The organism is Duganella sp. AC917 (assembly GCF_979258245.1).
Window position 1 is genome coordinate 5329895 of the sequence record NZ_OZ409848.1, and the last position, 16049, is coordinate 5345943.

Annotated in this window: 12 protein-coding genes; 7 read left to right on the plus strand and 5 right to left on the minus strand. The window is 63.5% G+C overall.

Annotated elements, in window-relative coordinates; genetic code table 11:
• Position 1: 1 nt before the first annotated feature.
• Positions 2-601, minus strand: a complete 600-nt coding sequence (locus ACZ0BA_RS23310; protein WP_463453531.1) for a putative pterin-binding protein — start codon at positions 599-601, stop codon at positions 2-4.
• Between the two features lie 10 nt (positions 602-611).
• On the minus strand, positions 612-1094 hold the full coding sequence (locus ACZ0BA_RS23315; protein WP_463453532.1) for a MarR family winged helix-turn-helix transcriptional regulator: 483 nt from the start codon (positions 1092-1094) through the stop codon (positions 612-614).
• A gap of 93 nt (positions 1095-1187) precedes the next feature.
• Here ACZ0BA_RS23315 and ACZ0BA_RS23320 point away from each other — a divergent pair, with 93 nt between their 5' ends.
• The 4 genes from ACZ0BA_RS23320 to ACZ0BA_RS23335 all read left to right on the plus strand — a co-directional run bounded on the left by ACZ0BA_RS23320 (position 1188) and on the right by ACZ0BA_RS23335 (position 5773).
• Complete coding sequence (locus ACZ0BA_RS23320; protein ID WP_463453533.1) at positions 1188-2381, plus strand: serine hydrolase domain-containing protein; 1194 nt, start codon at positions 1188-1190, stop codon at positions 2379-2381.
• Between the two features lie 55 nt (positions 2382-2436).
• On the plus strand, positions 2437-3033 hold the full coding sequence (locus ACZ0BA_RS23325; protein WP_463453534.1) for an alpha-ketoglutarate-dependent dioxygenase AlkB family protein: 597 nt from the start codon (positions 2437-2439) through the stop codon (positions 3031-3033).
• A gap of 240 nt (positions 3034-3273) precedes the next feature.
• The gene (locus ACZ0BA_RS23330) at positions 3274-4995 is read left to right on the plus strand and encodes a methyl-accepting chemotaxis protein (RefSeq protein ID WP_463453535.1); all 1722 of its coding nucleotides are present in this window, start codon (positions 3274-3276) and stop codon (positions 4993-4995) included.
• A 193-nt stretch (positions 4996-5188) separates the two neighbouring features.
• On the plus strand, positions 5189-5773 hold the full coding sequence (locus ACZ0BA_RS23335) for an outer membrane beta-barrel protein (RefSeq protein ID WP_463453536.1): 585 nt from the start codon (positions 5189-5191) through the stop codon (positions 5771-5773).
• A 62-nt stretch (positions 5774-5835) separates the two neighbouring features.
• On the opposite strand, the gene ettA is transcribed toward ACZ0BA_RS23335, so the two are convergent.
• On the minus strand, positions 5836-7503 hold the full coding sequence (gene ettA / locus ACZ0BA_RS23340; protein WP_463453537.1) for an energy-dependent translational throttle protein EttA: 1668 nt from the start codon (positions 7501-7503) through the stop codon (positions 5836-5838).
• A gap of 174 nt (positions 7504-7677) precedes the next feature.
• Here ettA and ACZ0BA_RS23345 point away from each other — a divergent pair, with 174 nt between their 5' ends.
• Positions 7678-9591, plus strand: a complete 1914-nt coding sequence (locus ACZ0BA_RS23345) for a M61 family metallopeptidase (RefSeq protein WP_463453538.1) — start codon at positions 7678-7680, stop codon at positions 9589-9591.
• Here ACZ0BA_RS23345 and rarD read toward each other — a convergent pair.
• The gene (gene rarD, locus ACZ0BA_RS23350; RefSeq protein WP_463453539.1) at positions 9549-10424 is read right to left on the minus strand and encodes an EamA family transporter RarD; all 876 of its coding nucleotides are present in this window, start codon (positions 10422-10424) and stop codon (positions 9549-9551) included. The genes ACZ0BA_RS23345 and rarD overlap by 43 nt on opposite strands.
• 233 nt (positions 10425-10657) lie before the next feature.
• Between rarD and ACZ0BA_RS23355 the strand changes: the two genes are divergently transcribed.
• Complete coding sequence (locus ACZ0BA_RS23355) at positions 10658-12538, plus strand: potassium transporter Kup (protein WP_463453540.1); 1881 nt, start codon at positions 10658-10660, stop codon at positions 12536-12538.
• Between the two features lie 119 nt (positions 12539-12657).
• Entirely contained in the window at positions 12658-13545 is an 888-nt protein-coding gene (locus ACZ0BA_RS23360) for an FKBP-type peptidyl-prolyl cis-trans isomerase (protein WP_463453541.1), read from the plus strand.
• A 65-nt stretch (positions 13546-13610) separates the two neighbouring features.
• Here the strand turns inward: ACZ0BA_RS23360 and ACZ0BA_RS23365 are convergent, their stop codons facing one another.
• On the minus strand, positions 13611-16049 hold the full coding sequence (locus ACZ0BA_RS23365; RefSeq protein ID WP_463453542.1) for an ABC transporter permease: 2439 nt from the start codon (positions 16047-16049) through the stop codon (positions 13611-13613).

The window sequence follows — 16049 nt, forward strand, 5'->3', positions numbered from 1 at the left end:
CTTACGCCGCCACTTCGATGTGATACAAGGCCCACGGGCAGGAACCGAACCGCTCGGGTAGCGGTTTGCCTGCCATGTCGGGCACCTTGTCGGCATCGTAAATCGCCCATAGCGGCCCGAGTCCGCCCAGCGCCATCGCCGCCCCGTCCAGATGGGTGGCGACGATATAGCGCTGCGCGCGCGCCTGCGCCACCGTGACGGTGGCCGCATAGCCATCCACCGCCCTCAGCACCAGCTTGACGTTGTCGCCAAGCGCGCCGCCGGCTGCCTTGATCACGTCCAGCAGCAACGGCCCGCTCAGCGTATGCGTTTTGGCGTCGTATTCGAGGGTCGGCTTGATGGTGACGGCCGGCAGCGCGGCCAGCGCCGAGAACGTGAACGCATGCGCTTTGTCAAAACTCAGCTTTTGCTTGAACATCATCTGATCGCGCACCGGATCGAACTTGCCCCGGTTGGATTTGGCAATGGCGCCGGTGACGGTCAGCAAGGCCGGGCCGGTGGAGGCGACTGCGGGGGAGGCCGCGCGGGCCGGCAAGGTCGCGGCCAAGCCGGCGGCGACAGCGCCGCGCACGACATTATTAAGGAACTGGCGTTTTTTCATGCGGTCCTCCTTACTGTTTGGTCAATCGCGCCATGATGCGATCAAAGATGGGTTGCCGTTGCAGCGCGTCTTCAAGTCTGTTTAACGAGGCGACGGCGTCGTCCGCCTCGGCGTTGAGCTCAAGGGCCGCTTCGTCAAACGCCGCCCATATCGGGCGCAGCCGGTTGACCAGTTGCTTGCCGGCGGCGGTGAGCATGATGTTCTTCTTGCGGGCGTCCCCGGCGTCGGACTGAGAGGTCACGATACCGGCATTTTCAAGCGACTGCCGGGTCTGGCTTACGGAAACATGGGTGATCTTCAGTGTCGCCGCAAGTTCCCCGACACTGGCCGAACCCTTGATCGCCAGTTGGTTCAGTACGCCGAACCAGCGTTGTTCGAACGCGATGCCCAAGCTGGCGTACACCCGTACCGAGTCGCCGTCGAGGTTTTCCGACAAACGCCGGAGCCGGGCGCCAATGGCCGCGCCACCTGCGCGACGCGAATAATCATCCATGGTCATGATTTTAAGTTGACTTATATGTAGGCACCTACGCATAATAACACATCGTTTCGCGTCCGCTACCATTTTCATGGGAAGAGAGAACACATGCCAGCCCACGCCTCCAAGCCCTTGCCACCGATGTCGCGGCGCGCTTTTCTCGGCGTTGGATTGTCAGCATTGCTGATGCCGCCCGTCGCGCGGGCCGCCACCGCCGGCGCGCCGAGTCCGGATTTGGCAGCGTTTATCCGAAACGAAATGCGCACCGCCAACATCCCGGGACTGGCCGTCGGTTTCGCGCGCGGAGGTGTCGTGCAGTTCGCCCAAGGTTACGGCATGGCCGATATCGCACGGCGCAAGGGGGTGACCGCGAACACCATGTTTCATATCGCATCGGTCACGAAGACGGTCACCGCGACCATGATCATGCGGTTGGCGGAGCGGGGCAAGCTTGCGCTGGATGCGCCGATCGCTGGTTATCTGGATTTCGCCATCGCGAATCCGCGATTTCCCGAGGCGGCCATCACGTTCCGGCAACTGCTCATGCACACGTCGAGCATTTCAGACGCGCGATATTACGAGATTGATTTTCGCCAGCACGGCCGCGATGCGGATCAGGCGTTATCCGACTTCCTCAAGCAGTACCTGACACCGGAGGGCGTGAATCACTCGCCCGCGACGTGCTTCTCGACCGCACGGCCGGGGGCGGCCTGGGATTACTGCAATGTGGGGTACGCGTTGCTGGGCTATCTCGCGGGCCGTATCGGCGGCGCGGACATGCGCGATCAAACACGCAGGGACATTTTTTTGCCGCTCGCGATGGATCACACGAGTTGGACCATCAAAGACGTTCCCGAGGCACACCGCGCCGTGGGGTATGATCTGGTGAACGGGGCGCTGGCGGCGGTCGAACCGGTCGGCTTTCCGGATTGGCCGGTCGGTATGTTGCGGTCATCGATCAGCGATTTCATGCGGTTCGTCGCCGTGTCGGCAAACGCCGGCAAAGCGGGCAACTATGAAATGCTGGGCGCGGCGACCATGGCGCAGATGCTGGAAATGCGGACGCCGCCCGGGTTGCCCGCGTGGCTAAGCGGCCAGGGCCTTGGGTGGATGGAATCGAGGTTGGGCGGGCAGGCGCTGCCGAACCATTGGGGCGGCGACCCGGGTGTTTTTACCGCTGTTTATCTGGCGCCGGCCACGCGCAGTGGCGTGGCGATTTTTACCAACGTCAGCGTATCGGCGGAAAGTAGAATCGCCATCAAAAATATCGCTGATCGCCTTTTGCAATCAGCCTCTGCTTAGTGGGCGGCTACGCCCGCGCTCTTAACATTGTGGATGTATCTCACTTCTCACGCGTATGGACTTATTCGCCGACGACGCCGCCCTGACACCGATCCCGATCGAGGACGGCGAACTGTGGTTCCAGCAACGCCTGGCGCTGGACCTGCCGCCGCAGGAGGTCATGCAGCGCCTGCTGGACGAAACCGACTGGCGCCACGAACAGGTAAAGGTGTGGGGCAAGTTGCACATGCAGCCGCGCCTGACGGCCTGGCATGGCGAAGCGAGCTATCGTTACTCCGGCAAGACCTTTCACCCGCTACCGTTCACCCCGCTGCAATCGCTGATCAAAGACGCGGTCGAGCACGCCACGGGCCGCCGCTACAACAGCGTGCTGCTGAACTACTACCGTGACGAGCGCGACAGCATGGGTTTCCATGCCGACGACGAGCGCGAGCTGGGACCGGAGCCGGCCGTCGCCTCGGTCAGCTTCGGCGCGCCGCGCACTTTCATCCTCAAGCACCGGCGCTTGCCCAAGACCGTCAAGCTGGCGCTGGGTGACGGCTGCCTGCTGCTGATGGCCGGCTCCCTGCAGCAGCACTGGCTGCACGGCATCAACAAGGAGCGGTCTCCACGTGGTCCGCGCATCAACCTGACCTTCCGCATGATTGCTTGAGCTCGCGATTTGTTGGCCTGCGGCTACAACTTTCAATTTGCAAGATCGAAAAAAAACCGCTGTGCTAGTCACTCGATGTGTTGAACAAACTGCCGGGCTACGCCGGGTTGCCACGTATTACCCCGTCGCTGTTCTGGACAGGATTTCGGCCGCTCTACCGGAGCGCGAATCACCCTGTTTTTAAGGCGCTACAGCCTCGCGCGCGGCTGCTATCTTTGCCTACTCAAAAACGGAGGCATTATGTTTAGCAGCATGAAAGTCGGCACCAAGCTGATCGCGGGATTTGTCATTGTCACGATATTGGGCGCCATCGTCGCCTGTATCGGCATCATCAACATGGGCCGGATCAACGACCAGGCCGACAGCATGTACATGGAAGACTTGATGGGTCTGTCGTACATCAAGGAAGCCAACATCAACCTGATTTACGCCGGACGTTCGCGCAACAGCTTCCTGCTGGCGACGTCAATGGAGGAACGCGCCCGCCACCGCGCCGACATCGATAAGTATCTGGCCACCATCGATGACTATCTGCAAAAGGCGCGGCCGCTGTTCATACTGCCCCAGGGCAAAAAAATGCTCGACGACTATGCGACGACCGCGCGCGATTACCGGCAAGCGTTGTCGCAAGCGTTGACCCGCGCCGACGCCGAGCCGTTGGTCCAGCGCAGCGACGAACTGAACCAGATGCTGGTGGCCGTGCGCAAACAGGCGGACGTGCTCGACGACATGCTGACCGCGTTGACCAAGCTCAAGGAGGCGCGCGCCAAGCAGAAATCCGACGACACCACCGCCTTGTTCGAGTCCAGCCAGGCGCTGATGATCGGCCTGGTGCTGGGCAGCCTTTTTGGCGGCCTCGGCCTGGGCGCGCTGATCGCCCGGGCGCTGACCCGCCAGCTGGGCGGCGAGCCCGCCTATGCCGCCGACGTGGCCGGCAAGATCGCTGGCGGCGACCTGACGGTCGACGTCGCGCTGCGCCACAACGATCAGGACAGCGTCTTGTTCGCGATGAAAACCATGCGCGACAGCCTCAGCAGCATCGTCGGCGAGGTGCGGACAGGCACCGATATGATCGCCACCGCCTCGTCGCAGATCGCCAGTGGCACGCAAGACCTGTCGGCCCGCACCGAGCAACAGGCCGGTGCGCTGGAGGAGACGGCCTCGTCGATGGAGGAGTTGACCTCGACCGTGAAGCAGAACGCCGACCACGCGCGCCAGGCCAACCAGCTGGCGCAGTCGGCCTCCGACGTGGCGCGCAAAGGCGGCGCCGTGGTCGATGAGGTGATCGGTACGATGAGCGCCATCAATGAGTCTTCCGGCAAGATCGCCGACATCATCGGTGTCATCGACGGCATCGCTTTCCAGACCAACATTCTGGCGTTGAATGCTGCGGTCGAGGCGGCGCGCGCGGGCGAGCAGGGCAGGGGCTTCGCGGTGGTGGCGTCGGAGGTGCGCAATCTGGCGCAGCGGTCGGCGGCGGCCGCCAAGGAGATCAAACAACTGATCGACCATTCCGTTACCAACGTCGACGCCGGCGCCAAACAGGTCGACCAGGCGGGCGTGACGATGCGCGAGATCGTCGACAGCATCCAGCGCGTGACCGACATCATGGCCGATATCCAGGCCGCGAGCGGCGAGCAAACCACCGGCATCGAGCAGATCAACGAGGCCATCGTCCAGATGGACCAGGTGACGCAGCAAAACGCGGCGCTGGTCGAGGAGTCGGCGGCGGCGTCGGAATCGATGCAGGATCAGGCCAGGAAGTTGTCGCAGATCGTCGGGGTGTTCCGGCTGGAGCGCGGGCAAGGTGTGGCAGCCGTATCCGCCGCGCCGCGCACGGCGCCCAAGCCGCTGGCAAGGCCGGCAAGTCCAGTCAGGCCGGTCAGGCCAGCCAAGCAACCGCTGCGTGTGGCCGACGCCCGTAAAGCGGCGCACGCCACCTCCGATTGGGAGGAGTTTTAAATCTCTTAAGCTTGGCTTAAGTTTGGCGCGGCGGTCATTATACCATGGAACATATGGCTTACACTTAGACACACTTATTACTAATTCGGTCGTGACGGATCATGGTCGGAGTGCTATCTTGAACACATCGCAATTCAAAGAACTGCGATCCCAAGCAATACCACTTCTAACATTTTGCTGAAAGATCGAAATCATGAAAAAAATTCTGTTCGCATTAGTCGCTTCCGCAGCCGCCCTGAGCGGTACTTCCGCCTACGCAGACGACGCAGGCACCGGTTACATCGGTGCTGGCGTGGTCGGCAGCCGTTACGAGTTCAACGCACCCAACGCGCTGAGTGGCGACAACCACAGCGGCTACAAGGCTGGCGGCAAGGTCTTCGGTGGTTACAACATCGACCAGACCTGGGCGGTGGAAGCGGGCTATACCGACTTCGGTAAAAAGTCGTACAACTACACCTCGAACGGCTTGCCTGGTGGTGTGCGCACCGATGCGCATTCCTACTACCTGGCCGGTAAAGGCACGTGGCCTGTGAACCAGCAGATCGCGCTGTTCGGCAAACTGGGCGTTGCCCGCAACACCAACGAAGTGACCACCAGTGGTTTCGCGTCGGTGAGCGGCGACAAGGACAAGACCGCGCTGTACGCGTCGGTCGGTGCTGAATACGCGATCAACAAAAACGTCAAAGTCTCGCTGGAGTATGAAAACTACGGCAAGAACGACATCGATACCGGTCGCAAGAGCGGTGCTGTAACGGCTGGTGTGCGTTACGCGTTCTAACTGACGACCCGATGTGAAAAAAGGCCACCGCAAGGTGGCCTTTTTCGTTGACGCCGGCTCGCTTACACGGTGAGCGGCTTGTAACGGATACGCTTCGGCTTGGCGCCTTCCTCACCCAGGCGTTTCTTCTTGTCGGCTTCATATTCCTGATAGTTGCCGTCGAAGAAGGTGACCTGCGAATTGCCTTCGAACGCCAGGATGTGCGTGGCGATACGGTCCAGGAACCAGCGATCGTGGGAGATCACCAGCACGGAACCGGCGAACTCGAGCAGCGCGTCTTCCAGCGCGCGCAGGGTTTCGATGTCCAGATCGTTCGACGGTTCATCGAGCAGCAACACGTTGCCGCCCTTGAGCAGCGTCTTGGCCAGATGCAGACGGCCGCGTTCACCGCCGGACAGGTTGCCGACGATCTTCTGCTGGTCCGAACCCTTGAAGTTGAAGCGGCCCAGGTAGGCGCGCGACGGCATGTCGAAGCGGCCGACGGTGAGCATGTCGGCGCCGCCGGAGACGTCCTCGAACACGCTCTTGCTGTCGCTCAAGGTGTCGCGATTCTGGTCCACCAGCGAGACGCGGGCGGTCTGGCCGATGACCACTTCGCCGCTGTCCGGCTTGTCCAGGCCGGCCACCATCTTGAACAGCGTCGATTTACCGGCGCCGTTCGGGCCGATGATGCCGACGATGGCGCCCGGCGGGATGGTGAACGAGATGTTGTCCATCAGCAGGCGGTCGCCGAACGCTTTCGAGACGTTCTTGAATTCGATCACTTCGTTGCCCAGACGCTCGGCCACAGGGATGAAGATCTCCTGGGTCTCATTGCGTTTCTGGTATTCGTACTCGCTCAGCTCGTTGAAGCGGGCCAGACGGGCCTTCGACTTGGCCTGGCGCGCTTTGGGATTCTGGCGCGACCATTCCAATTCCTTGGCCAGCGCTTTTTGACGCGCCGATTCGGTCGATTCTTCCTGCTTCAGGCGGTTGGCCTTCTGGTCCAGCCACGACGAATAGTTGCCTTTCCATGGAATACCATGGCCACGGTCCAGTTCCAAAATCCATTCGGCGGCGTTGTCGAGGAAGTAGCGATCGTGGGTGATGCCGACCACGGTGCCCGGGAAGCGCAACAGGAACTGCTCCAGCCATTCGACGGACTCGGCGTCCAGGTGGTTGGTCGGTTCGTCGAGCAGCAGCATGTCGGGCTTGGACAGCAACAACTTGCACAGCGCCACGCGGCGCTTCTCGCCACCCGACAGCACGCCGATCTTGGCGTCCCATGGCGGCAGGCGCAGCGCGTCGGCGGCCATTTCCAGTTGCAGGTTCAGGTTGCCGCCGTCGGAGGTCGAGATGATCGCTTCCAGACGGGCCTGCTCGGTGGCCAGCGCGTCGAAATCGGCGTCCTCGTCGGCGTAGGCCGCGTACACGGCCTCCAGCTTGGCTTGCGCCTCGAATACTTCGCCCAGGCCCGATTCGACTTCCTGGCGCACGGTTTTTTCCGGATCGAGCTGGGGTTCCTGCGGCAGATAGCCGATGTTCAGGCCCGGCATCGGCACGGCTTCGCCCTGGATGTCGGTGTCGATGCCTGCCATAATTTTCAGCAAGGTCGACTTACCCGAGCCGTTCAGACCCAGCACGCCGATTTTTGCGCCTGGGAAGAAGGACAGCGAAATATCTTTCAGAATCTGGCGCTTGGGCGGGACGATTTTGCCCACGCGGTTCATGGTGTAGACGTAATTTGCCATTCAGGGGGAGCTTTCAAGAAAGTAAGTGATAATCCGTATCCAGCATTATAGGCTCAGCGGACAGCGCCGGACACATTGCACGAGCATGCGGACACTCGGTTTCAGCAAATTCAAGGACTTAGCGATGGCACGGATCGTGCAAGCCAGGTCTGATCTTTATTCAGATCAACACCTATGAAAAATACGCTTTGCGCAGTACTGTTTTCGATCGGGTTTGCCACCGCCACAGCCGGTGCCACGGCCGGCGCCGAAAGCTTGCCGGTGCCGCGCGACATTCCGTTCAAGGGCGAGATCAAGCTGACGGTCGACGCCACCGACCAGGTCCATAAAATCCTGCGCGTGCGCCAGACCATCCCGGTCCAGCGCCAAGGAAAAATGGTACTGATGTATCCGCAGTGGGAAACCGACAGCCACTCGGCCACCCAGGAACTGACCGGCCTGGCCGGCCTGATCGTCAAGGCCGGCGGCCGCCGCATCGAATGGCTGCGCGACGGCGGCGATCCCTATGCTTTCCATATCGACGTGCCCAAAGGCGCGCGCGAACTGGAGGTGGAATTCCAGTTCCTGTCGCCGACCGCCGGCAACGTACTGATGAGCCGCGACATGCTGACGCTGCCGTGGCAGAAGGTCGCGCTGTATCCGGCCGGCTGGTTTATCCGCAACATCGCCGTGCGGGCGGCGCTGAAGCTGCCGGCCGGCTTCCAGTACGCCACGTCGCTGGACACCGCCGCCGTCGAGGACCAGCTGGTGTCGTTCAAGCCCACCAGTTTCGAGGCCCTGGTCGATGCGCCCGTGCACGCGGGACGCTACTTCAAGCGCATCGACCTGCTGCCCGGCGCTGCCCGCCCGGTCCGGTTGAACATGATCGCCGACAACGAGGCCGCGTTGGCCATTCCGCCGGCCGTGCTGGACAAATACCGCGCGATGGCCAGCGCGCTGCCCGCCTTGTTCCGCTCGCAGCATTACCGTCACTACGACCTGTTGCTGACCTTGTCCGATATCCTGCCCTCGGCCGGTGGGCGCGAGCACCTGGAGTCGAGCGAGAACAACCTGGCGCTCGATTTCTTCACGCGGCCGGACCCCCACCTGCCGATGGCCGACCTGATCGTGCACGAATACGCGCACTCGTGGAACGGCCGCTTCCGCCAGCCGGCCGACCTGTGGTCGCCGACGATGAACCAGCCGGTGCGCGGCAGCCTGTTGTGGGTGTACGAGGGGCAGACCGAATTCTGGGGCAGGATGCTGGCCGGACAACTGGGCTTGCGTACCCGACAGCAAACGCTGGACGCGCTGGCCGTCGACGCCGCCAACGCCGTCGCCCGCACCGGCCGCCAATGGAAATCGCTGCGGGACACCACCAACGATCCGCTGTACATGCCCGGCCGCAGGATGCAGTGGCGCGACTGGCAACGCCGCGAGGATTATTACGGCGAGGGCGTGCTGCTGTGGCTGGACGTCGACATGCTGCTGCGGGAGCGCACCGGCGGCAAGCACAGCCTGGCCGACTTCGCCGGCGCGTTCTTTGGCGTGGGCGGCAACACCTTGGTCACCAGCACCTACACCTTTGCCGACGTCTGCAAAGCGCTCAACGCCATCGCGCCCTACGACTGGGCCGGCTATTTCGACACGCGCCTGAGCGCCCACGACGACAGCCATGTGCTGGACGGCCTGGCGCGCGCCGGCTACCGCCTGGTCTACACCGACGAGCCGACCGAATATGTCGTTCAGAACGAGGATTTTAACGTCGGCGGCATGGACTTGAGCGCGTCGCTGGGCGTGACCGTTGGCAAAAAGGGCGTGGTAAAAACAGTCACCTGGGAAGGTCCGGCATTCCGCGCCGGCGTCGGCATCGGCGCCAGGCTGACCAAGGTCGGCGAGCAGCCTTACACGGACGAGGCGCTCAAGCAGGCGATCAAGACGGCGGCGCTGACAAAACAGCCTGTATCGCTAAGCTTTGAGGCCGACGGCTTGCCGCAGACCGTGCTGATCCCGTACTACGGCTCGCTGCGCTACCCGCGCCTCGAACGTCTTCCGGGCAAGCCCGATCAGCTGGAACGCCTGCTCGTCCACAGCCCCTCGGCCACATAAAGCGCCAGCGCGGCCCAGATGATGACAAAGCCGATCAGCCGCGCCGGCGGGAATCCTTCGTGGAACACCCACACGCCCAGCAGCGCCTGCATGGTCGGCGACAGGTATTGCAGCAGTCCCAGCGCGGCCATCGGAATCTTGCGCGCGCCGGCGGCGAACAGCAGCAGCGGAATCGCCGTGATCGGCCCGGCCGCCACCAGCAGCCAGCGGGTGCTGTCGAATTCGCTGTTCATGAAGGTGTTGTGTCCGGTCATCGTCAGCCAGATCACATAGACCAGCGCTAGCGGGAACAGGATCATCGTTTCCAGCGACAGGCCCTCCAGTGCGGCGAGCGCTGCCGTTTTGCGCAGCAGGCCGTACGAGCCGAAGGTGATGCCTAAAATTAAGGCAATCCACGGCACCTGGCCGGCCGACCACGTCAGCCACAGTACGCCGCATGCGGCCACGCCGATCGCCACCCATTGCGCGCGCCGCAGTTTTTCCTTCAGCACCACCACGCCCAGCAGCACATTGACCAGCGGATTGATGAAGTAACCGAGGCTGGCGTCGATGACATGGCCGTTGTTGACCGACCAGATATAGACGAACCAGTTGGCCGACAGCAGCACCGCGCTGGCGACAAAGCTGGCCAGCACGCGCGGCTGGCCCAGGGTGCGGGGCAGCCACTTCCACTGGCGCCGCACGGTCAGTACGATGGCCAGGAACAGCAGCGACCACAGCATGCGGTGCGCCAGCATTTCCAGCGCCGGCACCTCGGCCAGCGCGTGGAAATACAGCGGGAACAGGCCCCAGCAAAAGAACGCGAAGGCCGCGTAGGCAATACCTGGGTTCATGGTGCGCAGCGGCGTAAAGAGGACGGGTCGACATTATCGCTCAATTAACCCGCGTTTGCTGGCCGCACGGCAACTACACCGTCCCGGCAGCACGGCAAACTCGCGCTCCCGGCCACAGCAGCGTACACTGGCGTTATTGACTAATTGGAACGCCTCTGTATGCCAAAATCTCCTTGCCTTTTGCAAATAGTTAACCTATTGTGCAATGCACCAAAACAACAACAGGTGCAATCTTGACCGAGCAACACAAGAAAAGCAGTGTCGCCGCCCTGACCCTGGCGGCGGTTGGCATCGTCTACGGCGATATCGGTACCAGTCCCCTCTACACCCTCAAAACCATTTTCGATCCCGAGCACGGCCTGGCGCTGAGCGAATTCAACCTGCAGGGCATCATTTCGCTGATTTTCTGGGGCTTGACGATGATCGTCTCGCTCAAATACGTGACCCTGGTGCTGCGCGCGGACAACCGCGGCGAGGGCGGCATCATGGCGCTGATGGCGCTGGCGCTCAATTCCGTCACCAAGGCGGCGCCGCGCTGGCACTTTCCGCTGATGCTGCTGGGCGTGTTCGGCGCCACCATGTTCTACGGCGACAGCGTCATCACGCCGGCCATCTCGGTGCTGGGCGCGATCGAAGGTCTGGAAGTGGCCGCGCCGGGCCTGGAGCAGTACATCGTCCCGCTGTCGATCATCGTGCTGGTGTCGCTGTACGCGCTGCAAAGCCAGGGCACGGCCGGCATCGGCCGCTGGTTTGGGCCGATCATGGTGATCTGGTTCGTCGCGCTAGCCGCCATGGGCGTGATCAACATCGTCGCCGCGCCGCAGATCCTCTATGCGCTCAATCCGATGAACGCCTTCCACTTCATGCTGGCCAACCGCATGATCGCCTTCGTCGCGCTGGGCGCGGTGGTGCTGGCCTTCACCGGCGCCGAGGCGCTGTATGCCGACATGGGCCACTTCGGCAAAAAACCGATCCGCGCGGCCTGGTTCCTGATTGTGTTCCCGGCGCTGGCGCTGAACTACCTGGGCCAGGGCGCGTTGCTGCTGACGCATCCGGAGGCGGTGTCCAACCCGTTCTTTAACCAGTTGGGCTCATGGAGCGTGTACCCGCTGGTGGTGCTGTCGACGATGGCGGCGGTGATCGCCTCGCAGGCCACCATCTCCGGCACCTTCTCGATGACCAAGCAGGCCATCGCCCTCGGCCTGCTGCCGCGCATGCGCATCCTGCACACCTCTGCCACCGAGATCGGCCAGGTCTACATCCCGGCGGTCAACTGGCTGCAGCTGGTGGTGGTGCTGATGGCGGTGATCGGCTTCGGCTCGTCGGACAAGCTGGCCGGCGCCTACGGCATCGCGGTCACGGCCACCATGTTGTGCACCACCGTGTTGACCTTCTTCGTGATCCGCTACCGCTGGCACCTGCCGCTCTGGTTGTGCTTTGGCGCCACCGGCTTCTTCATCATCATCGACATCCTGCTGTTCTCGGCCAGCACGCTCAAGCTGTTCCACGGCGGCTGGTTCCCGCTACTGCTGGCGATTATCCTGTTCACCATCATGCTGACCTGGAAGCGCGGGCGCGAGCTGGTGTTCAAGAATCTGCAAAAGCACGCGATTCCGCTCGAGGAGTTCCTGTCGTCCCTGTTCGTGGCGCCACCCACGCGCGTCTACGGCACCGCCATTTTCCTGCGCGGCGAAAGCGACGGCGTGCCGCACGCGCTGCTGCACAACCTGTCGCACAACAAGGTGCTGCACGAGCGCGTGGTGTTCTTCACCGTGCATATCGTCGAGGAGCCGTGGGTGTCGGAGGCCGAGCAGGTCAAGGTGATCGACCTCGGACACCAGTGCTACCAGGTCAATGTGTTCTACGGCTTCAAGGACGAACCGGATATTCCCAAGGTACTGGCGCAGTGCGAGTGCCTCGGCCTGCCGTTCGAGATGATGGAAACGTCGTTCTTCATCGCCCGCCAGACGGTGATCTCGACACCTGGCCACGGCATGGCGCCATGGCGCGAGCATCTGTTCGTGACGATGTCGCGCAACGCCCGCGGTGCGGCCGACTACTACCAGATTCCGCCGAACCGCGTGATCGAACTTGGCACCCAAGTGGAAATATAAGCACACAAACGGCGCTAAAAGATGTAACCGAATGTAGTGCTTGGGGCGCCGGTGCCGGCGTCTGCTAAACTTCTGCTCCTAAAAGCTGCACGAATATGAACTATTCATCAAAGGTCATCATGAAATCGAAGTTTCACATTATTGTTGCTGTTGCCTGCCTGGCGATCTTGACGGCCTGCGGTGGCGGTTCGAAAAAATCCGATCCTGTCGTGGTGCCGCAGCCGGCCTACGCGGTCAAGGACGTCACGGTCGGTGCCGGCACCGACGCCACCACCCTGGCGGAAAAAGGCGATCTGGTGACGGTGGCCTACACCGGTTACCTGTACGACGCCAGCAAACCGGACGGCATCGGCGCCAAGCTGGAAAGCTCGATCGACTCCGGCACGACCGCGCCGCCGTTTACCTTGGGCGTGGGCGGCATCGTGCCGAACGGCTGGGATCTGGCCATCGCCGGCATGCGTGTCGGTGGCGTGCGCCTGGCAACCCTGCCGGCCAACCTGGCCTACGGCGCCACCGTGCGCGACGCGCAAACGGTCAATGGCGTCGCCTATGCCGCGCTGCCGGCCAATTCGCCGCTGGTCTACGAACTGCGACTGATCAACGTCACCAAGGTGGTCAAACAGCCTAGCGTCCCGGCGCCGACGGACCTGAAGATCGTCGAGGTCACGGCTGGCACGGGCGCCGTCGCCGCCAGCGGCAAGAGCGTCACCGTGCGCTATAGCGGCTGGTTCTATGACGGTACGCGCGATAGCCTCAAAGGCGCGCGCTTCGATCCGGCCACCACCGCTACCGCGCCGTACGGCACATTGACGTTCACCGTTGGTGTCACCAGCGGCACCGGCAGTGTCATCCCCGGCTTTAGCCGGGGTACGGAAGGAATGCTGGTTGGCGGCAAACGCACCGTCTTCATTCCACCCGCGCTGGGCTACGGCTCGACGGGATCGGGCACGGCGATTCCGCCCAATGCCAACCTGGTCTTCGATATCGAACTGATTTCGGTGAATTGATCCGCAGCGCTCGGAAATAAAAAAGGCAGCCAGTAAAATGGCTGCCTTTTTTTCGTCTTCTATATTTAGTCGCGCAGCGCCCGCGACGGGGCGATGCGCATCGCCGCCAGCGTGTGGCGCGCGGTGGCCGCCGCAGCCACAAACAGCGCCGCCGCCAGCGCCGCCGCCGGCGCCCAGCCACCCAGCGGCGTGCGCTCGACGAACGGCGCCAGATAGCGCTCGATCCCCAGCACGGCCGGCGGCAGCCCGATCATGGCCGCGACAACCGTCAACACCAGGAATTCACGCCCCACCAGTGTGCCGATGGCGGCCCGGCCGGCGCCGTGCAGCTTGCGTAGCACGATCTCCCGTGCGCGCCGCTGCACGCTGTTCGCCGCCAGCGCATAGATGCCGAACGCCGCCAGCGCGAACACCAGCACGGTGGCGCAAGCGAGCATGCCGGCCAAACGCAGGTCGTCCGCGTAGGCTTGGGCGAAGTAGCTGCCGGCGCGCCGTATCGACGGCGGCGACGACGGGAAATACCGCGTGGCCGTGGCGGTGATCGCCCGCTCCAGCGCATCCACCGCGCCGGCCGTCGGCGACGTCTCGCGCATCCGCACCGTTAGCAGGCGGTTGTTGCGCTCGGGTAGGTATAGCATCGGCGGCGCCGGTTCGCGCAACGTATACCAGCGGATGTCAGGCGCCACGCCAACGATGCGCCAGTTGCCGCCGTTGATGCGCTGGCCCAGCGCCTGCTCCATCGAGCTCCATCCCAGCGCAATCACCGCCGCCTGGTTGACCACGACGTTGCGCTCGGCGTCATCATGGATGCTGCCTGCGGCGTCGATGCGCGGGTCGAACAGCCGGCCGGCGCGCGCCGACAAGCCGTAGACGTCGAAGAAATCGGGACCGACAAATTGCGCCGGCAAGGAGACGAAGCTGCCGTCCAGCCGGTTGAGCTGCACGCTGCCGCGCGTGCCGGTGCCGTCGTCGCGGCCCGGCACGTTGAAGCTGTCGGCCACGCCCGTCACCTGCGGCAGCCGCGCCACGGCGTCGCGGAAGGCGCGCGCCTGCGGATCGTCCATGCCGGCGCTCATTTCCACCACCAGCAGCGGCGCCGGATCGAAGCCCGGTGGCGCGCCCGCGGCAAACTGCGTTTGCCACACTATCGCCAGCGCCAGGCTGCCCGTCGCCATCGCCGTGGCGAACTGCAAAGCCGTCAGCACACGCCGCAGCCACGCGCCGCCGGCCGTCTCGCCGCTGCGGTGCGCCAGCGCCGCGCCCATGTTGACGCCGCGCGCCAGCCAGCCCGGGTACAGGCCCGCCAAGGCTCCCACCAGGACGCCGAACAGCAGGCACGCCGCCGTCGACAGCGGCGTGATGATGCCGTCCAGCCGGCGTTGCAGCAATTCGGAGAGCAGCGGCAGCAGCAGCCACGCCAACAGCACGCCCAGCGCGGCGGCGGCCAGCGACAGCAGCACCGATTCGGCCATGAACTGCGCCAGCAGCCTGTGCGTGGTGGCGCCGAGCACGCGCCGCATGGCGATCTCGCGCTCGCGTCGCAGCGTGCGCATCGTCGCCAGGTTGACGTAGTTGACCACCGCCAGGCCCAGGATCAGCAACCCGGCCGCGCCCATCGCCAGCACCAGCCGTTTGTCACCGCGCGGACCGGCGCCCAGTGTGTTGGCCACGGTACGGTCGAAGTAGGCGTCGGCCAGCGAGCCGAGGCCGATATCGACCAGTTTGCGTCCACCCAGCGCGGCCTTCATCTCCGGTGCGGGTATGGCTTGCCATGGCGCCAGGTCGACGGCTTGCTGCAGCGTTTTTTGCAGCGTTCGCGCGTCGACACCGTTTCCGGTCTTTACGTAGATGCGGCCTTCGATGCCCATCCAGTTCGATAGCGCACGCTGGCGCTCCTCGTCCGGCCACAACGCGCTGCCGATGCCGACCATCGCGCCGAACTGCAAGGTGCTGTTGCCGGGCCGATCGTCCAGCACCGCGCGCACCTGCAAGGCCTGACCGTCGATTTCCACAGTCCTGCCCAAGGCGCCGGTCGTGCCGAACAGGCGCAGCGCGGTCTGCCGGGTCAGCGCCAGACCGTCAGGCATGGTCAGCGCCCGTGTCAGATCGCCTTCCCGCGCGCGCAGGCCGGCGATGCGCTCGAACGCGGGATCGACGGCGATAACCTCCAGTTCCGTCGGTCGGCCGCCCAGCCGCGCCGTGGTCTTGTGCGGCCACCACACGCTGGCCTCCAGCGGCAGGCCGCTGCGCAGCGCCACCTCGCGCAACGCGAACGGCGTGTACTCCATCCACTGTGGCTGCGGAATGAAGTTGAGCCGGTGCTTGATCACGTAGACACGCTCGCGCTCCGGCACGTCCTTGTCATAGCTGAACGAATAGGCGACGAATCCGAGTAGCAGGAAGCAGACGGCAAAGCCGGTCGCCAGTCCGAGCAGCTCGACCGTCGATTGAAATGGCTGGCGGGCCAACAGCCGCCAGCCGATGCGAAAGTCGCGAAGTCCCAT

Bases quoted from the DNA above. Each gene is read 5' to 3' on its own strand.
- ACZ0BA_RS23310 (WP_463453531.1), bottom strand. From the start codon at position 601: ATGAAAAAACGCCAGTTCCTTAATAATGTCGTGCGCGGCGCTGTCGCC.
- ACZ0BA_RS23315 (WP_463453532.1), bottom strand. From the start codon at position 1,094: ATGGATGATTATTCGCGTCGCGCAGGTGGCGCGGCCATTGGCGCCCGG.
- ACZ0BA_RS23320 (WP_463453533.1), top strand. From the start codon at position 1,188: ATGCCAGCCCACGCCTCCAAGCCCTTGCCACCGATGTCGCGGCGCGCT.
- ACZ0BA_RS23325 (WP_463453534.1), top strand. From the start codon at position 2,437: ATGGACTTATTCGCCGACGACGCCGCCCTGACACCGATCCCGATCGAG.
- ACZ0BA_RS23330 (WP_463453535.1), top strand. From the start codon at position 3,274: ATGTTTAGCAGCATGAAAGTCGGCACCAAGCTGATCGCGGGATTTGTC.
- ACZ0BA_RS23335 (WP_463453536.1), top strand. From the start codon at position 5,189: ATGAAAAAAATTCTGTTCGCATTAGTCGCTTCCGCAGCCGCCCTGAGC.
- ettA (WP_463453537.1), bottom strand. From the start codon at position 7,503: ATGGCAAATTACGTCTACACCATGAACCGCGTGGGCAAAATCGTCCCG.
- ACZ0BA_RS23345 (WP_463453538.1), top strand. From the start codon at position 7,678: ATGAAAAATACGCTTTGCGCAGTACTGTTTTCGATCGGGTTTGCCACC.
- rarD (WP_463453539.1), bottom strand. From the start codon at position 10,424: ATGAACCCAGGTATTGCCTACGCGGCCTTCGCGTTCTTTTGCTGGGGC.
- ACZ0BA_RS23360 (WP_463453541.1), top strand. From the start codon at position 12,658: ATGAAATCGAAGTTTCACATTATTGTTGCTGTTGCCTGCCTGGCGATC.
- ACZ0BA_RS23365 (WP_463453542.1), bottom strand. From the start codon at position 16,049: ATGGGACTTCGCGACTTTCGCATCGGCTGGCGGCTGTTGGCCCGCCAG.